The 17,305-nt window shown below is 67.8% G+C and carries 13 protein-coding genes; 7 read left to right on the top strand and 6 right to left on the bottom strand.

Features of this window, described 5'->3' with window-relative positions; genetic code table 11:
• The first annotated feature begins 196 nt into the window (after window positions 1-196).
• From DZC73_RS11885 to DZC73_RS11865, 5 genes are read left to right on the top strand one after another with little or no spacing between them, the layout of a single operon-like run.
• Window positions 197-1,465 (top strand): ABC transporter substrate-binding protein, encoded by a 1,269-nt coding sequence (locus tag DZC73_RS11885; protein WP_124540472.1) that lies wholly within the window; start codon window positions 197-199, stop codon window positions 1,463-1,465.
• Window positions 1,456-2,430 carry a carbohydrate ABC transporter permease gene (locus tag DZC73_RS11880; protein WP_235835100.1) on the top strand — a complete coding sequence of 325 codons (975 nt, stop codon included), beginning with the start codon at window positions 1,456-1,458 and terminating at the stop codon, window positions 2,428-2,430. The genes DZC73_RS11885 and DZC73_RS11880 overlap by 10 nt, the downstream gene beginning before the upstream one ends.
• Window positions 2,427-3,266 (top strand): carbohydrate ABC transporter permease, encoded by an 840-nt coding sequence (locus DZC73_RS11875; RefSeq protein WP_235835099.1) that lies wholly within the window; start codon window positions 2,427-2,429, stop codon window positions 3,264-3,266. Before DZC73_RS11880 ends, DZC73_RS11875 begins: the two co-directional genes overlap by 4 nt.
• Window positions 3,267-3,315: 49 nt before the next feature.
• The gene (locus DZC73_RS11870) at window positions 3,316-4,074 is read left to right on the top strand and encodes a response regulator (RefSeq protein WP_235835098.1); all 759 of its coding nucleotides are present in this window, start codon (window positions 3,316-3,318) and stop codon (window positions 4,072-4,074) included.
• On the top strand, window positions 4,067-6,685 hold the full coding sequence (locus tag DZC73_RS11865) for an ATP-binding protein (RefSeq protein WP_198414840.1): 2,619 nt from the start codon (window positions 4,067-4,069) through the stop codon (window positions 6,683-6,685). The genes DZC73_RS11870 and DZC73_RS11865 overlap by 8 nt, the downstream gene beginning before the upstream one ends.
• Before the next feature lie 133 nt (window positions 6,686-6,818).
• Here DZC73_RS11865 and DZC73_RS11860 read toward each other — a convergent pair whose 3' ends face one another.
• Window positions 6,819-9,788, bottom strand: coding sequence for an RICIN domain-containing protein (locus DZC73_RS11860; RefSeq protein WP_124540471.1), 2,970 nt, complete (start codon window positions 9,786-9,788; stop codon window positions 6,819-6,821).
• A 421-nt stretch (window positions 9,789-10,209) separates the two neighbouring features.
• On the bottom strand, window positions 10,210-10,674 hold the full coding sequence (locus DZC73_RS11855; protein WP_124540470.1) for a hypothetical protein: 465 nt from the start codon (window positions 10,672-10,674) through the stop codon (window positions 10,210-10,212).
• 471 nt (window positions 10,675-11,145) lie between these two features.
• Between DZC73_RS11855 and DZC73_RS11850 the strand changes: the two genes are divergently transcribed.
• The gene (locus DZC73_RS11850) at window positions 11,146-12,216 is read left to right on the top strand and encodes an ABC transporter substrate-binding protein (RefSeq protein ID WP_124541113.1); all 1,071 of its coding nucleotides are present in this window, start codon (window positions 11,146-11,148) and stop codon (window positions 12,214-12,216) included.
• 81 nt (window positions 12,217-12,297) lie between these two features.
• Window positions 12,298-13,494: a septal ring lytic transglycosylase RlpA family protein gene (locus DZC73_RS30255; protein WP_235835097.1), complete on the top strand. Its 1,197-nt coding sequence runs from the start codon at window positions 12,298-12,300 to the stop codon at window positions 13,492-13,494.
• Window positions 13,495-13,514: 20 nt separating this feature from the next.
• On the opposite strand, the gene trhA is transcribed toward DZC73_RS30255, so the two are convergent.
• Genes trhA through DZC73_RS11820 form a run of 4 tightly spaced genes read right to left on the bottom strand, consistent with a single transcriptional unit; the run spans window position 13,515 to window position 17,281 of the window.
• Window positions 13,515-14,165 carry a PAQR family membrane homeostasis protein TrhA gene (gene trhA / locus DZC73_RS11835; RefSeq protein ID WP_124540469.1) on the bottom strand — a complete coding sequence of 217 codons (651 nt, stop codon included), beginning with the start codon at window positions 14,163-14,165 and terminating at the stop codon, window positions 13,515-13,517.
• A 20-nt stretch (window positions 14,166-14,185) separates the two neighbouring features.
• Window positions 14,186-14,950, bottom strand: coding sequence for an SDR family oxidoreductase (locus DZC73_RS11830; RefSeq protein ID WP_124540468.1), 765 nt, complete (start codon window positions 14,948-14,950; stop codon window positions 14,186-14,188).
• Complete coding sequence (locus DZC73_RS11825; RefSeq protein WP_124540467.1) at window positions 14,940-15,938, bottom strand: FHA domain-containing protein; 999 nt, start codon at window positions 15,936-15,938, stop codon at window positions 14,940-14,942. The genes DZC73_RS11830 and DZC73_RS11825 overlap by 11 nt, the downstream gene beginning before the upstream one ends.
• Window positions 15,935-17,281 carry a S1 family peptidase gene (locus DZC73_RS11820; RefSeq protein ID WP_235835096.1) on the bottom strand — a complete coding sequence of 449 codons (1,347 nt, stop codon included), beginning with the start codon at window positions 17,279-17,281 and terminating at the stop codon, window positions 15,935-15,937. The genes DZC73_RS11825 and DZC73_RS11820 overlap by 4 nt, the downstream gene beginning before the upstream one ends.
• Between the last annotated feature and the right edge of the window lie 24 nt (window positions 17,282-17,305).

The raw sequence follows: 17,305 nt of genomic DNA, 5'->3' as shown, positions 1-17,305 counted from the left end.
TTTCATGGGTTGGTGCGAGGCAGTCTAGGAGTCGGGTATTGATAGATCAATCCGATGATTGCTATATGACCGATAGTTATCTCCTTGCGGTCGGGATGAATGTTTCAACTGTCAACACACCGCCGTGTCGGGTAATGTGGTGTTAACCGATCTCGCCTCCACTGCGTCCAAACGCACTCGACCAGAGGAGACAGTCATGCGCCTGATCCATCGCGCGGCAGCGCTCGCCGCCTTCGCAAGCTTCGGGCTCGCCGCCCAAGCGACCACCCTGAAGATTTCCTGCGGGGCCGTGGGGCTGGAGTTCCAGCTTTGCAAGGACGCCACCGAGGCCTGGTCGCGCAAGACCGGGCACGAGGTGCAGGTCATCAACGCGCCCAACGATTCGAACGAGCGCCTCGCGCTGTACCAGCAGGTGCTGGGCAGCGGCTCGGACAAGGTGGACATCTACCAGATCGACGTCGTGTGGCCGGGGCTGCTCGCCAGCCACTTCATCGACCTCAAGCCCTACAGCAAGGGTGCGGAGAAGGAGCACTTCCCGGCCATCGTCGCCAACAACACCGTGGGCGACAAGCTGGTGGCCATGCCCTGGTTCGTCGACGCGGGGCTGCTGTTCTACCGCAAGGACCTGCTGGAGAAATACAAGGTCGCACCGCCTTCCACGTGGGATGAGCTGGGCGCGGCGGCGAAGAAGATCCAGGACGCCGAGCGCGCTGCCGGCAACACCAAGATGTGGGGCTACGTGTGGCAGGGCCGCGCGTACGAAGGCCTCAGCTGCAACGCCACCGAGTGGCTCGCCAGCTTCGGTGGCGGCGCGGTGGTGGAGCCCAGCGGCAAGGTGTCGGTGAACAACGCCAACGCGGTGAAGGCGCTGGAGACGGCCGCGGGCTGGGTGGGCAGCATCACACCGAAGGCGGTGCTCAACTACGGCGAGGAAGACAGCCGCGGCGTGTTCCAGGCGGGCAATGCGGTGTTCCTGCGCAACTGGCCCTACGTGTGGGCGCTGGCGCACAAGCCCGACAGCCTCATCAAGGACAAGGTGGGCGTGATGCCCCTGCCCGCGGGCGGCGCCAGCGGCAGGCATGCGGCCACGCTGGGCGGCTGGCAGCTGTCGGTGTCGAAGTACTCGAAGAACCAGGAGCTGGCGGCGCAGCTCGTGATGTACCTCGTGGGCTCGCAGGTGCAGAAGGAGCGCGCCATCAAGGCCTCGTACAACCCGACCATTCCCGCGCTCTACAAGGACCCGGAGGTGGTGAAGGCCAACCCCTTCATGGCGGAGCTGGGCGCCACCTTCTCCGCTGCGGTGAGCCGTCCGTCCACGGTCACGGCCTCGGGCTACAACCAGGTGAGCAACCTCTTCTGGAACGCCTCGCATGACGTGATCTCGGGCAAGGCCAAGGCCACCGAAGCGGTGGCAGACCTGGAGCGCTCGCTGAACCAGCTCGCACCGGGCGGCAAGTGGAACTGAGCAGTACCGCAGAACCGGCCGCATCCTTCGTCCCGCAGTTGCAAGCAGCGCAGCAGGCCCGGCCGGCGAGCCAGGGCCTGGCTCGCCGGCGCGAGAAGCTGGCGTGGCGGCTGATGATCCCGACAATGCTGGTGCTTGCCGCCGTGGCCGGCTGGCCGCTGGCCCGCACCATCGCCTTCAGCCTCACCGACGCGAAGCTGTCGGCGCTGGGCAGCCACCGCTTCGTCGGCCTTGCGAACTACATCGGGCCGCACGGCGTGCTGTGGGACCCGCAGTGGTGGGGCGCGGTGGGCAACACGTTGGTGTTCACCGGTGCGTCCGTGGCACTGGAGACGCTGCTGGGCCTGGGCATCGCCATGCTGCTGGACCACCCGTCTCGGCTTCGCGCGCTGCTGCGCGCGGCGGTGCTCGTGCCCTGGGCGATTCCCACCGTCGTGTCGGCGCGCATGTGGAGCTGGATGCTGCACGACCAGTTCGGCGTCATCAACCATGCGCTGATGGCGGTCGGCTTGATCCAGGAGCCGCTGGCCTGGACCGCGGATGCGCAGCTCTCCTTCATCACCATCGTGCTGGTGGATGTGTGGAAGACCACGCCCTTCATGGCGCTGCTCATCCTTGCCGCCCTGCAGACGGTGCCGGGCGACTGCTATGAAGCCGCGCAGGTGGACGGGGTGCCGCCCTGGTACGTCTTCACCCGCATCACGCTGCCCATCATCGCGCCCAGCGTGGCGGTGGCGGTCGTCTTCCGCGCGCTCGATGCCCTGCGCGTGTTCGACGTGATCTACGTGATGACCTCCAACAGCCGCGCCACGCGAAGCATGTCGGTGTACGTGCGCGAGCAGCTCGTGGACTTCCAACTCGTGGGCACGGGCTCGGCAGCCGCCACGCTGCTGTTCTTCACCATCGCGGCCGTGACCATCGCCTTCATGGCGGTCTCGCGCGCGCCGCTGAAGGACGTGCCGTGAGGGGCTCCAGAACTGGCTTCGCGCTGACCGCGGCGCGCCGCATGGCCACCCTGCTGGTGATCTTCACCTCGCTGTTCCCGCTGGCCTATGCCATCGGCAGCTCGTTCAAGCAGGGCAGCGAGCTCTTCAACCCGGCGCTGTGGCCCGACCGGCCGGTGCTGTCCAACTACCTCTCGCTGTTCCATGACCAGCCCTTCGGCACCAACCTGCTGAACTCCGCAGCGGTGGCCGGCGTGGTGGTGGTGTTGTCGCTGGGCCTGTCGCTGATGTCGGCCCATGCCCTGGGCCGCATCCGCTTCCGAGGCCGGCGGGTGCTGCTGCTGACCATCCTGGCCGTGTCCATGTTCCCGCACGTCGCGGTGCTGTCGGGCCTGTTCGAATTGGTGAGCGCGCTGGGCCTGTACGACCACCTCGGTGCGCTCATGCTGTCGGACCTGCTGTTCACGCTGCCCTTCACCGTGTGGGTGCTCACCACCTTCATGCGCGAGCTGCCACGAGAAATCGAGGAGGCCGCGCTGATGGATGGCGCGGGTGTCTTCACCATCATCTTCCGGGTGTTCCTGCCGCTGCTGTGGCCGGCGATGGCGGCCACCGGCCTGCTGGCCTTCATCGTGGCCTGGAATGAATTCCTCTTCGCGCTGAGCTTCACGCTCTCGTCCGAGCAGCGCACGGTGCCCGTTGCCATCGCACTCATCTCCGGCGCCAGCAGCTACGAGCTGCCGTGGGGCAACATCATGGCGGCTTCGGTCATCGTCACCTTGCCGCTGGTGGCGCTGGTGTGGATGTTCCAGCGGCACATCGTGTCGGGCCTCACCGCCGGCGCGGTGAAGGGATGACACGTTTGCTGACGACATCGGTGTCGGAACAGGGAGAGTCCCGAGCCTCTTGAACGACCTGCTTGCCTATAGTGCGCCGATGCACTCCCTGCACCGAATCCTGGTCCTGGACGACGAGCCCGACGTGCTCGCGTGGATCGGTGCCGTGCTGAGTGAAGGCGGCCTGCAGCACACCGCGGTGGACTCGGGCTTGGCCATGCAGCGTGCGTTGCGCGAGCAGCCGCATTCGCTGGTGCTGATGGACCTGCGCCTGCGCGGCGAGGACGGCCTGTCGCTCGCGCGCGAGCTGCGGCGGCAATCCACCGTGCCCATCATCATGATGAGCGGCAAGGGCGACGAGGCCGACCGCGTGCTGGGCCTGGAACTTGCGGCGGACGACTACCTCGTCAAGCCCATCTCCGGCCGTGAGCTGTTGGCCCGCGTGCGCGCCAACCTGCGCCGCTCGACCGAACTCTCCCAACCCGTCGCACGTCCCGACGATCCGGTGCGCGAGCGCTACCTCTTCGGCGACTGGGTGCTGGACATGAGCCTGCGCAGCCTCTCGCGCAACGACGGCGTGCCCTGCGAGCTCACGCGCGGCGAGTTCGCGCTGCTCGCGGCCATGGTGTGCCGGCCGCAGCGCATCTGGTCGCGCGATGAGCTCATCGCGCAGTTCCGCGGCAGCGAGGCCGAGAGCTACGACCGCAGCGTGGACGTGCTGATCCTGCGCCTGCGCCGCAAGATCGAACCCAACCCGCGCCAGCCGACCTACATCCGCACCGAGCGCGGGCACGGCTACGTGTTCGGCGTGACGGTCACCCGTGGATGACACCGTGCCGCGGCGCGGCTGGCGCCGCCTGGTGCCCCCGCGCCTGGCCATCCGCACGCGGCTGTCCGCCGCCTTCGTCGCGCTGCTGCTGCTGACGGCCGTGATGGCCGTGACCGGCATCACCGGCATGCGCCACAACCAGCGCGCGCTGGACGAGTTCGAGGCTGGCGTCATGCCCGAGATCGCCCGCGTGCTGGAACTGGCAGAGAAGGTCGCCCAGCTCGCCGCGGTGGCGCCCAGCATCGCGGATGCGGATGCGCATTCGCCCAGTCGAGATGACCAGATCCTCGTGCGAACGCTGCTCGGCGAAATCCGCCGCCTGTCGGGTGACCTGCCCACGCAGGCCGGCACGCGGCTGGAAGCCTCAGCCATGCTCGACGGCATCGACCGCGACCTCACGAGCCTGCTGGCACTGTCGACCGAGCGCCGCGGCCTGCAGGCCGTGCTGCGCGAGCACCGGTCGGCGCTCGATTCAGTCGGCGACCGCATGTTCCACGACCGTGCGCTGGTCAGCCGCGAAGGCCCGACGCTTCAGGCGATCTGGGGCACGCTGGTGGCGGCTCATTTGGCGGACGAGGACCTGCAACTGGGGCGCAACGAGGCCGATTGCGAGGCGCTGTGGCTGCATGCCGAAAGCACCGGCGAGGCCCGGCGCCTGCCGCAGCTCGCGCAGGAGCTGCGCCGGCTGACCGATGGCGATCTCGGCGTCTTCCAGCTGCGCCGTCGGCTGCTGCGCGCCGAGCGTTCCCTCAACACCGTGGTCCAGCTCACCCGCAGCCACGCCACGCAGCTCGGTGCACGCGCCGGTGCCTATGTGTCGGAGCTGCGCAATGTGTCCACGCAGCGACGCGATGCGGTACGTGCCGCGGTATCGTCCGGTACCTCGGCGCTGCTGCTGGTGAGCGTGCTGTCGGTGCTCGCGGCCTTCATCAGCACGATGTATGGCCGACGTGTGCTGCGCGAACTGCAGTCCATGACCCGCGTGATGACGCGCCTGGCCGATGGCGATGTGGCCCAGCCCACGCCGGCCATTGGCCGGCCCGACGAAATCGGCGAACTCGCGCGCGCCTTCCAGGTCTTCCGCGACCACCTGCTGGAGAAGCAGCGCCTGTCGCAGGGACTGCAATCGCAGGGACGCTTGCTGGAGAGCGTGTTCCACAGCATGAACGACGGCCTGTCCGTGTACGACGCCAAGGGGCAGCTCATCGTGTGGAACCAGAAGTTCGCCACGCTGCTGCCCTTCCCACCGGGGATGCTCGCCTGCGGCCCGATGGTGAACGACCTGAATGCCGCGCTGCCCGAGGGTGCGCGCTGGCAGGCGGTGTCCGAAGAGACGGCGGCGCGCGTGGGCCCCAAGCGAATCGCCGCATCGGCCGAACTGCAACTGCCCGACGGTACCGTGCTGGACATCCTCAGCCACCCCATGCCCGACGGCGGCTGGGTGGCGGTGTGCCGCGACCTCACCGCGCGGCGCGTGATGGAGTTGCAGCTGCGCCAGTCGCAGCGCATGGAAGTGCTGGGCCAGCTCACCGGCGGCGTGGCGCACGACTTCAACAACTTCCTGAGCGCCATCCTCGGCAACCTGGAGTTGCTGCACCAGAAGCTCAATCACGACGCGAGGCTGGGTGGCATGGCGGCACGCGCGCACAAGGCGGCGGAATCGGCAGCGGGCCTGTCGCGCCGACTGCTTGTCTTCGCGCGGCGCCAGCCCCTGGCGGTGGAGCAGGTGGTCGTGGGCGACATGCTGGCCGAGATGCAGGACCTCATCGAGTACAGCGTGGGCACCGGCATCGAGGTGCGCATCGACGAAGGCGAAGCGGGCCTGAGCGTGCAGGCCGACCGCGGGCAACTGGAGAACGCGATCCTGAACCTCGCGCTCAACAGCGCGGAGGCGATGTCAGGCGGCGGCACGCTGGGCATCGCGGTCGAGGCAGTGGCGGACAGTGAGCAGGTGATGCCGCAGGGCGATGCCGTCGTCATCCGCGTGAGTGACACGGGCCGCGGCATGCCCGCCCATGTGCAGGCCAGGGTGCTGGAGCCATTCTTCACCACCAAGGCGCCGGGACAGGGCACGGGGCTGGGCTTGTCGATCGTCGACGGCTTCGTGCGGCAATGTGGCGGCGCGCTGAGGCTCAGCAGCATCGAAGGACAGGGCACGGTGGCCGAGCTGTGGCTGCCGGCGTCACGCGCCGTGGCACCCATGCGCGAGCCCAAGCTTGTCGTGAAGACACCTGATGCGCGTGTGCTGGTGGTCGAGGACGACGACAGCGTGCGTGCCACGGCGAGGGATCTGTTCGAGGACCTGGGAGCGACCGTGCATGAAGCGTCGTCGCAAGCCCAGGCGTTGGCGTGCATGCGCAGCGATGGCCCCTTCGATCTTGTGCTCTCTGACGTGATGCTCGGAACACAGGGCGACGGGGTGACGCTGTATCACGAGCTGATGCGCGAGTGGCCGGGCCAAGCCATCGCGCTCACTTCCGGGATGCCACCGGAGGTTCATGCTCAACGCGAGGACTGGCCCGAGGGCGTGAGCTTTGTCCAGAAGCCGTTTTCTCGTCAGACCTTGGCGGTGCTGCTGGATGAGGTGGTGAGCGAGGTGGTGGCCGACTGATGTTGCAACCTTTGCCCATCCAGCCCGTTGAGGCAGCCCCACCACCCAAACAAACAAAAACGGCAAGAGAGCACCCAAGGCACCCTCTCGCCGCTCACTTGGTCGCCAGACTCAGCGACCCAGCATCAGCGCATCACCAGCCGCTGTTCCCGGTTCCCTTGTTGAAGAAGGTATCCGGTGCACCGCCCTTGTCGATCGGTCCGATCGTCGAGCCGCTCACCGTCACGCCTTCGAACCGGACCTGGCCGCGTCCGCCGTTGTCCTTCACCTCGATGCCATACGTCCCGGCGTTGGTGATCTTGATGTTGCGCAGCGTCACGTTCCTGAACTGCGCGTTGTCGGCGTCGCGCAGCAAGTCCGGATGGAACTTCTCGCCCGGCGGAACGAAGGCCGTGCCGAAGCCGCGGAACTCGATGCCGGCGTAGGTCGGATCGATGATGTCCACGTTCTCCACCAGGATGTCGTTCACGTCACCCTCGCGCATGTACAGCTTGAGCGCGCCGTGCTTCCACGGGTTGGCGGTGTTCTCCAGGAACATCGGCCCGCCCGCGCGGATCAGCGAGATGTTCTTGAAGGTCGTGAGGCCCGGCCCGAACGGATACGGGCTGAACTCGTTGTCGATCAGGATGCCCGGGTAGGTCAGCACGTCTTCGCAGATGCTGTCCTGGAAGGTGTTGTTCGCGCCGCCATAGGCCGCGAAGCAGTTCGCACGCCACGGCATCTGCACCGTCAGCTTGCGGAACACGTTGCCCGTGCCCTGGCCCTGGTCCGGCGCGTTCTTCGCTGCCGGATCGATGAAGCCATCGCCGAGCTGGTACGTCTTCTCCTTCACCCAGTCCGTCCACTTGATGGACCACACCACCGCCGCATCGTCACCGGTGTTGCGGAAGTGCACGTTCTCCACCAGCGAGTTGGACGTGCCGTTGTCCAGGTTGATGCCGTCAGCGTACGTGTTGCGGATGCGGCTGTTGCGGATGGTGAGGTTCTGCGTCGGCTGCGTCTGGTACGGGGGATCGTTGCCCACCCAGATCGCACCCACCACGTGCTCGATCCACACATTTTCGATCAGGCTGTTGGCGCCCATCGGACCGGCGAACGCCTTCTGCACGCCCTGCGATTCCTCGGCACGGGCATAGCTTTCACCCGTGATCGAGAAGTCGCCGAACACGCACTTGGCGGTGGCGCCGTAGCAGAAGAACATCGCCTTCGGGCCCTTCAGGTTCGTGTACCACATGCCCGCGCCGCGCACCTCGATGCCCGGGTTGTCCAGGCCCACGTTGCCGCCGCTGATCTTGCGTGCGATGTAGTCGCCCGGCGGGAACCACAGCTTGCTCGTGGAGCGCATGGCCCGCAGGATGTCGTCCGCATGGTCGACGCCGTCATTGGGTTGCACGCCGAAGCTCGTGATGGACGTGAAGCCCGCGGGCATCGTCAGCGCCTGCGGCACCGGTTCGATGTCGATCAGGTCGATGACGTAGAAGGCCGCGGTGTCCTGCGCATCGCGCTTGAGCATCACCGTTGCGCCCGAGGGGATGTTGTCGACCAGCACGCGCACTTCGTCGAAGAAGGTGTGTGGCTGCTCGGCCGGCTTGTCGACGATCGGGTCGCCGATGAGGCCGCCCTTGTACGACCATGAGTAGCGCGAGGTCAGCGGCAGCGACTTCACGCGCACGCCGTTCACGTACAGGCCCAGCGTGGCGTCGATGCCGCCGCCGCTGGGTGAGTCGGGGATGGAGTAGCGCACGACCACGCCGTTACCCGCGGCGGTCGTCTTGATCGACACGTAGTCGCCGGTGTTGCTGAGCTTGACCGCCTTGCGGCCGATGGCTTCGGCCTCGATGTGGTTGGCGTCCCACTTCTGGCGGCTGGGGCCGAGGATCTGCGCATTGGTCACGCCGTCTTCAGCCTGGTACTCGACCCAGGGCACGTCGGCGCCGCGGCCCACGGGGATGGGGGCGGGAGCCGGTGCGGGTGCAGGGGCCGGCGCGGGGGCCGGTGCAGGAGCGGGCGCTGGCGCGGGAGCCGGTGCGGGCGCAGGGGCGGGCGCTGGTGCGGGAGCCGGTGCGGGCGCAGGGGCCGGTGCGGGCGCAGGCGAAGGAGCAGGGGCCGGTGCCGGTGCGGGAGCAGGGGCCGGTGCAGGTGCAGGAGCCGGCGTCGTCGCGACGAAGGTCCACTTCTCCGTGTCGCCGCCGTTGCAGCTCCACTGCCCGATGGACCCGCCATCGGCCTTGCTGAAGTTGCCCACGTCCATGCACTTGTTGCTGTGCTTGAAGCGCAGGTTGAACTGGCCGCCGCCCAGCGCGTCCAGCGTGAAGCGCTGGTTGTCGCCGTTCACGAAGTCCCACTGGTGGATGTTGGCGCCGTCCGCCGTGGAGATGTCCGACACATCCACCGCCTTGCCGCTGTTCACGTTGATCAGCCGGTGGTAGCCCTGCGCATCGCGGATCAGGTCCCACTGCTGCCAGGTACCGGGCCCGCAGTTGTTCTGCAGAATGTTCGCGCCGTTGTAGATCGACGCGTTCTGCACGCTCAGGCACAGCGCGCTGAAGGCCGAGCGCACGGTGTAGCGGCCCGGGTTGGGCAGGCCGCCGCCGGTGTTCACCGGGTTGAAGCGAAAGCGCTGGTTGTTCGCGCCGCTCACGCAGCTCCATTGCTCCAGCCGCGCCTTGTCCGCGGTGCTCGCGCCGGTGATGTCCAGGCACAGCGAGCTTTCCTGGTTCTTCACGATGAAGTCGCCCGCGCCGGTGGCGGTGACCGAGTAGCGCTGCGCCGTCGTGCCGTTGTCGGTGTACAGCTGTGCCAGCGCACCCGGATCGCGCGAGCGGCCGGTGATGTCGATCACCTTGCCGCTGTTGACGTTGGTGAAGCGGTACCAGCCGCTGCCCATGTCCATCACGTCGAACTGCTGGGCGCCGGTGCCGTTGCAGGTGTACTGCTGGATGGCGGTGCCGTCGGCGTTGCCGGCGTTGTCCACGTCGATGCACTTGCCGCTGTGCGTGGCGGTGATGGTGTAGCGGCCATTGGCCACCACGCCCGCATGAGCCTGGGTGGCGCACAGCGCGCCGACCGCCAGGGCCAGGAGATGTTTCCGGTGTTTCAGCATGGGTTCCTCGTTGATTCAAACAAGAAGCGGGGGGCGGTGTTGCGCACGAGGCGCGGTCCGGATGCGGCGGTGCTGCTGCCGCACCTCAGCCTTGTCGGGCGCCGAGGGCGTGGCGTCCGGCAAGCGGGTGCGGGAGACCAGGGGCACGTCGGCGCGTGCCTTCCTTCCACGGGCGCAGGCCACCTTCCCAGGCGCTGAGCGGTTCCCTCATGTCAGTCTCCTCACGTGTTCTGTTGTGGGACGGATCGGACGACTGATCTATTAATGAAATATTTCATGAACACAGACGCCACCTGGGTGGATGGGAGGCATCGAGTAACTGAGCGTTAAAAGATTGATGTTGAATTAACGCTGGCAAGCGCCATCCGCACCGCATGCACCCGGGTGCAGCAGTGGGATGGAAGGAGGAAGGGGAAGGGTGTCAGGCCCGGCGATCTGCCGGCGAATGCTCGTGCAGGGCGTCGATGGGCTCGATGGACACGACGTCCGTCAGCACATGCGGGCTGCGGCGCGCGCCGCGGCGCAGGTGCCAGTACAGCGAGGCCAGGCGCTTCTCGCTGGGGATGTCCGCCAGCACTTCGAGCTGCAGCATGGCGCGCTCCATCAGCCAGGGCGACACCTTGGCCAGGGGCTGCTCGCGGTTGGACAGCAGCAGGCCTTCGATGACCGCCAGCGACTGGAAGGTCCCTCGCAGCTGGGGCCGGCGGTCGAACGCGGCCTTCAGCGCCGCACCGGCATGCCGGTGCAGGGGTTCGTGGTCGTTGTCCATCGGGCCGGAGGCGCGCGAGATGATGGACAGGATGGTCGACGGCACTTCGTCGGGCGCGCCGTGGCGGCGCGACGAGCGCATGTTCGACAGCCAGCGGCTGACTTTGCGAGGCAGCATGTCAGCGTTCCTCACCGAGCGAGACCGGTGCGGACTCGTTCTTGTTCATGGCGTTCCCCACTTGGTGTGACACCGGCTCGTGGCCGGATTGGCAGGTCGCGAAGTCTCGTTGCAAGCAGACCAATCTTGCAACTGGAATTGCATTGGTATGTAAGTCTGCCGGCTCCGGATGACGGAATCAAGCGCGAATTTGCCCCAATGGCTCCTCCGCTAGAACCGGTTCCAAGGTGATCGATCGGTTGCCGAAACAATCAGTTTCCATTTGTTCGGGTGTTCAAAGTGGTCTGCGTCGAGGAAAAAGCCACGCTTGACCTTCCAGGGTGTCCGAGATGCGGAATTTCCCCATCAGACGCGAGTAATCTCCGCGCCATTCGTCCAGGAGATTCCATGGTCTTGATCCGCACCTCCGCATTGGCGGCCCGCTTCACCCTGACCAACCTGACCAGCCGGCTGCTGGCCACCGCCATCCTGATGGCCGGCCTCAATGCTGCCGCGCTGGCGGACATCAAGGTCGGCCAGACGGCGGGCATCTCCGGCGCGGTGGCGGCCAGCGTCAAGGAGGCCACCATCGGCGCGAAGCTGTACTTCGACGCGGTCAATGCCAGGGGCGGCGTGCACGGCGAGGCCATCCAGCTCATTTCGCTGGACGACAAGTTCGACCCCAAGCTGGCCGCGGCCAACGCCAAGACACTGATCGACCAGGGCGTGATCGCGCTCTTCCTCAACCGCGGCACTCCGCACACCCAGGCCATCATGCCGCTGCTCACCGAGCACAAGGTGCCGCTGGTGGGGCCGTCCACCGGCGCGATGGTGCTGCACCAGCCGGTGCACCCGTGGCTGTTCAACGTGCGTGCCACCTACCAGCGCGAGGCCGAGCGCGCGGTGGCCCACCTGAGCCTGATCGGCATCGACCGCATGGCCATCGTGCAGGTGGACGACACCTTCGGCGCCGATGCGGTGCAAGGTGCGCTGCGCGGCATGCGCAACGTCGACAAGCAGCCGGTGGCGCACGAGAAGTACGACCGCAGCAAGCCCGACTTCGTGCCCATCATGCCCAGGATCATCGCGGCGAATCCGCAGGCGGTGCTCTTCATCGGCTCGGGCACGGCGGTGGTGGACGGCATGAAGGCACTGCGTGCCGCAGGTTCCCGGGCGCAGATGGTGACCCTGTCCAACAATGCTTCGGCCGGATTCATCAAGGATCTGGGCGAACTGTCCCACGGCGTGGTGATCAGCCAGGTGTTTCCGTATGAGCGTTCCATCGCCTCGCCGCTGGTGAAGGAAGTGATGGAGCTGAGCAAGGCCGCCAACCTGGAACTCACGCCGACCATGATCGAGGGCTACGCCTCGGCCAAGGTGCTGGTCGAAGGCCTGCGCCGCGCCGGCCCGCAGCCCACGCGCGACAAGCTGCGCAAGGCGCTGGAAAGCATGACCCGCTTCGACCTGGGCGGCGTGGAACTGGGCTACAGCCCGACGGACCACACCGGGCTGGACTATGCGGACCTGGCCATCGTCGGGCCGGATGGGAAGTTCAGGCGCTGACGGCGGCCTGAGGTCGTCCGAAGGCGGGTGCGTATCATTCGCCGAACTCCACAGCCCCGGCGGACCTGCGCCGGCTCGCGAATGATCCCAGCCCTTCGGGTCGCCTGTGCTGCACTGCTCGTCGCCGGCCTGGCCGTGTTGACGGGCTGCGGATCAGCACCGTCGCGAAGCGGTGGTGGGCCCGCGGTGCAGCCCCGCCCGGGGCCGGCGGCTTCAGGCGATCGCGATGGGCCCGAGGCCAATCCGCCGGCGGACCTGGGCAGCGTGCCCGATGCGGAACCGAAGATCGAGCCGATCCGCTCCGGCGGGCCCAACAAGCCGTATGAGGTCCAGGGGCGCGACTACAAGCCCATCACCGAGGACCGGCCCTTCAGCGAGCGCGGACTGGCCTCCTGGTACGGCAAGAAATTCCACGGCCGTCGCACGGCCAGCGGCGAAATCTACAACATGTACGCGATGACGGCGGCGCATCCCACGCTGCCCATCCCGAGCTACGTGCGGGTGCGCAACCCGGCCAACGACCGCGAGGTGGTGGTGCGCATCAACGACCGCGGGCCCTTCCATCCGGGACGCATCGTGGACCTGAGCTACACGGCGGCGTTCAAGCTCGGTGTGCTGCGGGGCGTGGCGCCGGTGGAGCTGACGCGCATCACCTTTGATGAGATCCGCACCGGGGCGTGGCGCAAGGGGCCGGCGTCGCCCGGCGCGCCCATGCAGGATTCGGCGATGGTGGCCGCGGTATCGCGGCGATCAGCCGGGGCGGCCGAGCAGGATGCGGCCGCGCCTGTGTCGACGCCGTCGCGAGTGACAGCGCCAGTGGTGCCGCCGTCTCTCGTGCCGCCGTCGGTGGTCGCGACGCCTTCCGTCGCCGTGGCACAGCCCTCATCGCCAGCGCCCGTTGTCGCGGTGCCGCCTGCTGCAACGATGCCGGACCCGGTCGTGGCGATGAGCGCCGCGCCACCGGCATCCGAAGCCACGCCGACCGCAACGCCGGCAAGCCCCGCACCGACCGCCGCCGACACGGCCTTGTCCACTCGCCCCGCTCCCGGCTTCTGGGTCCAGCTCGGCGCCTTCCGCCAGCGCAACGGCGCCGAGGGATTCCACCGCAAGGTCGCGGCCGATCTCGACTGGCTCGCGCCGCTGCTGGCGATCTTCAACGAGTCGAGCGCCTACCGCCTGCAGGCCGGGCCCTACGCCAGCCGCGATGAAGCACAAGGCGTCGCGCGCCGCGTGCGCGAGTCCATCCAGCTGGTGCCGGTGATCGTCGAGCGGCGTTAGTCAGAGGTCGTCAGAGACCGTCAGCGCGCATACCAGAGCGCCGCGAAGAAGTGGCAGATGCTGCCTGCGAGCACGAACAGGTGCCACAGGAAATGCGCGAAGCGAAAGCGCGAGTCGAAGAGGAACACGATCGCGCCGGCGGTGTACGACAGGCCACCTGCCACCAGCCACACCAGCCCCGCGGCCGGCATGCGATGCACCAGAGGTCCTGCGGCCACCACCGCCACCCAGCCCATCGCCACGTACAGCCCGGTGGACAGCAGCGGATGCGACAGCCGGTTCAGCAGCTTGAGCGTCACGCCCACGGCCGCAATGGCCCACACCACACCGAACAGCGACCAGCCCCACGGCCCGTTCAGCACGCCCAGCACGAAGGGGGTGTAGCTGCCGGCGATGAACAGGAAGATGGCCGCATGGTCCAGCCGGTTGAGCCAGGTCTTGATGCGTCCGGCCGGCACCGCGTGGTACAGCGTGGACACGAAGTACAGCAGCATCATCGTGGTGCTGAAGACACTGGCTGCGACCACGTCGGCAGCGTGCCCTTCGCGTGCGGCCACGTAGACGAGGATGGGCAGCGAAGCCACGGCCAGCAGGAAGCCGATGCCGTGGCTCACGGCATTGGCGATTTCTTCTGCCAGGGTCTGCTCCCGGTCGGTGAGAACGTCGGTCATGTCGGTCAAAAGTTCAGTGTTCAGCGTCCGCCGGCCACGTCGAGCAGTGCGCCCGTCGTGTAGCCGGCAGCGTCGGACAGCAGCCACACGACGGCTTGCGCCACTTCGTCGGCGGTGCCCGCACGTTTCATGGGCAATTCAGGGACCTGCGCGCGCAGGCGATCGCCGTGGCCGCTGGTCTCGTGGATCTCGGTGTCGATGATGCCCGGGCGCACCGCATTCACCCGCACGCCTTCGGCGGCCAGCTCGCGCGCCAGCCCGAGGGTGAAGGTGTCGATGGCGCCCTTGCTCGCCGCGTAGTCGATGTAGATGTTGGGCGAGCCCAGGCGTGCCGCGGCCGACGACATGTTCACGATGGCACCCCCTGCGCCACCATGCCGCGTGGACAGGCGCTTCACCGCCTCACGCGCGCAGACGAAGCTGCCCAGCACGTTGATGTCGAAGATGCGCCGCAGGCGCTGCACCGTCATGCCGTCCAGCCGCGCGGCCACGTCCACCACGCCCGCGTTGTTGACCAGGGCGCGCAGCGGCGGCAGGTGCTCGTCGATGCGCGCGAACATGGCCAGCACCTGCGCCTCGTCGGACACGTCGGCCTGCACCGCGAGCGCCGGCAGGCCCAGGCCGCGGATGCGCTCGACCACTGCATCGGCGGCGGCCTCGTCGCGCGCGTAGTTCACCGCCACTGCGTCGCCGCGTTCGGCGCACAGCAGCGCCACTGCGGCCCCGATGCCGCGCGACCCGCCGGTCACGAGCACGGTGCGCGGGCCGCCGGCGTCACTCTTCATCGGTCTCGCCGTCGTCGCCGGATTCGCGCTTGCGGGCCTTGTCGTCCAGCGTGGGCTTGAGCGCGGCCAGCCCCTTCACGAAGGTGGCCGTGTCCTGCGGCTTGGCCACGCGCAGCGCGGGCGGGAAGAGGTGGCTCATGTAGAGCTCTTCGCCGAGCTGGTCGCGGTTCTGCTGGTTGAACCACAGCGACAGCACCGTGCCCGCGACGAACATGCCCACCGCCGCCGCCTTGATGCGCGAGGGCTTGCGCGGCTCCACGCCCAGCACGTGGAAGTACAGCATCACCGCGACGAGCGCGTAGACGAAGACGAAGGTGAAGTCGCTCGCGGCCGGCAGCGAGAACGAGAAGGCGATGAGGTGCAGCGCCGCCCCCGCGAGGTCGATGGCCAGCACGCCCAGCAGCATCACCCGCACGTGCCACCAGAAGTGGCTGCGCCGCGTGAAGATCTTGGACACCAGCGACCAGCCGGCGCACCACACCGCCGCACCCACCACCATGGTCAGCAGGCTCGCGCCCAGGGCGCGCGTGCTGTCGTCGGGGTCGGCATCGAGCCAGGTGGTGAACAGCAGCACGGCCAGCACGGCGACGGCCGCCGCGATGGTGGGGCCTGCCGCCGCCCAGAAGCTGCCCGGCTTGCGCAGCGGCTGCTCCGGCGGCAGGGCATGGTGGGCCAGGCGCAGGCACAGGTGCGAGTCGCCCACCTCCAGCCGCAGCGGCACATCGCCGACGTTCACGCGCTCGCCGCTGGCCAGCAGCCGGTCGTCGGCGCGCAGGCCGTTGATGGTCTCGCCCACCTGCACGAACACGCCGCTCTCGTCGGCGTCCACACGGAAGTGGTGGGCAGCGATGTAGGCATCGTCCAGCACGATGTCGTTGTCCAGCGCTCGGCCGGCGGTGACGGGCCACGCGGCGATGGGCAGGTAGTGCTTGACGTGGTCGTCGCGGTCGAGGACCTCGAGCAGGGCAATGGTGGGAACCGCGCTCATTGCTTCAACATCCCGTAGGCGTCAAGGTAGGCCTGCGTCAGCCGCATCGCATTCGGGAAGCTCACGCCCTGCGCGTCGAAGCGCCCCTGCACGCCAGCTTGGCTCTGGTCCAGCGTGGCCACGAGCACGGCCACGTCATACAGCTGGGGCAGCTTCTTGTAGGCCCGCATGCACACCACGGCGCGCATGGGCAGCTTGTCGTGGGTGATGAAATTCTCGTGGCACTGCGGCTTGGTCATGTGCTCGCCGCCCAGCCGGCGGAAGTTCTCGTTGCGAAAGCTCGCCGCATGCCGCGCGGCGAAGCGCATGGTGCCCAGCTTCGTGCCGTCGTAGCTCTGGTGGCGCAGGCTGATGGCGCCGGTGGTGTACTGGCCCACGAAGATGCGCGTGTCCATCACGCATTGCGAGTCCTCGTAGTCGAGCCCGCCGGTGCGCGACTGGTGGCTCGCGCCCCAGCAGCGCATGAAGCGGTCGGGCGGCACCGGCACCCTGTAGCGCGGATGGGTGGCGCTCTTCCAGCCCTGCTCGATGAAGCGGTCTGTCAGCACCTGCTGGTGCTCCATCAGCTGTCGCGTCATCTCGGCGTGCGCGGTGCCCTTCATCGGCGGCGCGCTGCGGCCGCGTTCCAGCAAGGCGGTGGCGAAGTTGGCGGGCACGAGGAAGCTCACCTGCTCGCCGTCCACGCGCCGCGCGACGTTCACGCCGATGACGCGGCCTTCCTGGTCCAGCGCGGGGCCGCCGCTCATGCCTGCGCTGAGCGCGCCGGAGAAGAAGATCTGCGGGTAGAAACTGCGCTCGACCAGGCCGTTGTAGTTGCCCTCGATGACGGCGAAGCCCACGTCCAGCGGGTTGCCCAGCGAATACATGCGCTCGCCCTGGGCCAGCGCCTGCTTCTGCGGCCGGAAGCTCAGCGCGTCCCAGGCCGGCGCTTCCTTGGGCGAGGCCTCGCCCTTGGCCGGCGCCGCGGGCTTGACCAGCGCCAGGTCGTGCAGCACATCCAGCATGAGGATGTCCAGCTTCGCCTCGCGCCCGTCGGCGGTGACGTAGACCAGGTCGTGGTTGGCCGGCTCCAGTGCCACCTCGCTCACCACGTGGAAGTTGGTGATGATGTGGCCTTCCTTGCTGACGACGAAGCCCGAGCCCACGGAGGTCTGGCTGGCGCGGCCCTTGAGCACGGTGCGGATCTGCAGCAGCTGCGAACGCGCCTGCTCATACACCTTGCGGGCCGACAGCGACACCGGCGGCGCGCTGGCGGCATCGGCAGGCACGGGGACTTCGGTCACGGCCGAAGCGATGAGCGGCGCGGCGAGACATCCCGCGGCCAGCACGCGAAGAATCTTCATCGCTGAAGATTCTACGGGCCGGAT

The organism is Rhizobacter terrae, from assembly GCF_003852895.1.
In the GTDB taxonomy this organism is placed as follows: domain Bacteria; phylum Pseudomonadota; class Gammaproteobacteria; order Burkholderiales; family Burkholderiaceae_C; genus Albitalea; species Albitalea terrae.
Note: the sequence above shows the minus strand (reverse complement) of the source record. Positions and strands in the feature narration are given on the sequence as shown.

Coding starts and splice junctions, on each gene's coding strand:
- DZC73_RS11820 (WP_235835096.1), bottom strand. CDS start 17,281: ATGAAGATTCTTCGCGTGCTGGCCGCGGGATGTCTCGCCGCGCCGCTC.
- DZC73_RS11885 (WP_124540472.1), top strand. CDS start 197: ATGCGCCTGATCCATCGCGCGGCAGCGCTCGCCGCCTTCGCAAGCTTC.
- trhA (WP_124540469.1), bottom strand. CDS start 14,165: ATGACCGACGTTCTCACCGACCGGGAGCAGACCCTGGCAGAAGAAATC.
- DZC73_RS11850 (WP_124541113.1), top strand. CDS start 11,146: ATGGCCGGCCTCAATGCTGCCGCGCTGGCGGACATCAAGGTCGGCCAG.
- DZC73_RS30255 (WP_235835097.1), top strand. CDS start 12,298: ATGATCCCAGCCCTTCGGGTCGCCTGTGCTGCACTGCTCGTCGCCGGC.
- DZC73_RS11855 (WP_124540470.1), bottom strand. CDS start 10,674: ATGCTGCCTCGCAAAGTCAGCCGCTGGCTGTCGAACATGCGCTCGTCG.
- DZC73_RS11860 (WP_124540471.1), bottom strand. CDS start 9,788: ATGCTGAAACACCGGAAACATCTCCTGGCCCTGGCGGTCGGCGCGCTG.
- DZC73_RS11830 (WP_124540468.1), bottom strand. CDS start 14,950: ATGAAGAGTGACGCCGGCGGCCCGCGCACCGTGCTCGTGACCGGCGGG.
- DZC73_RS11825 (WP_124540467.1), bottom strand. CDS start 15,938: ATGAGCGCGGTTCCCACCATTGCCCTGCTCGAGGTCCTCGACCGCGAC.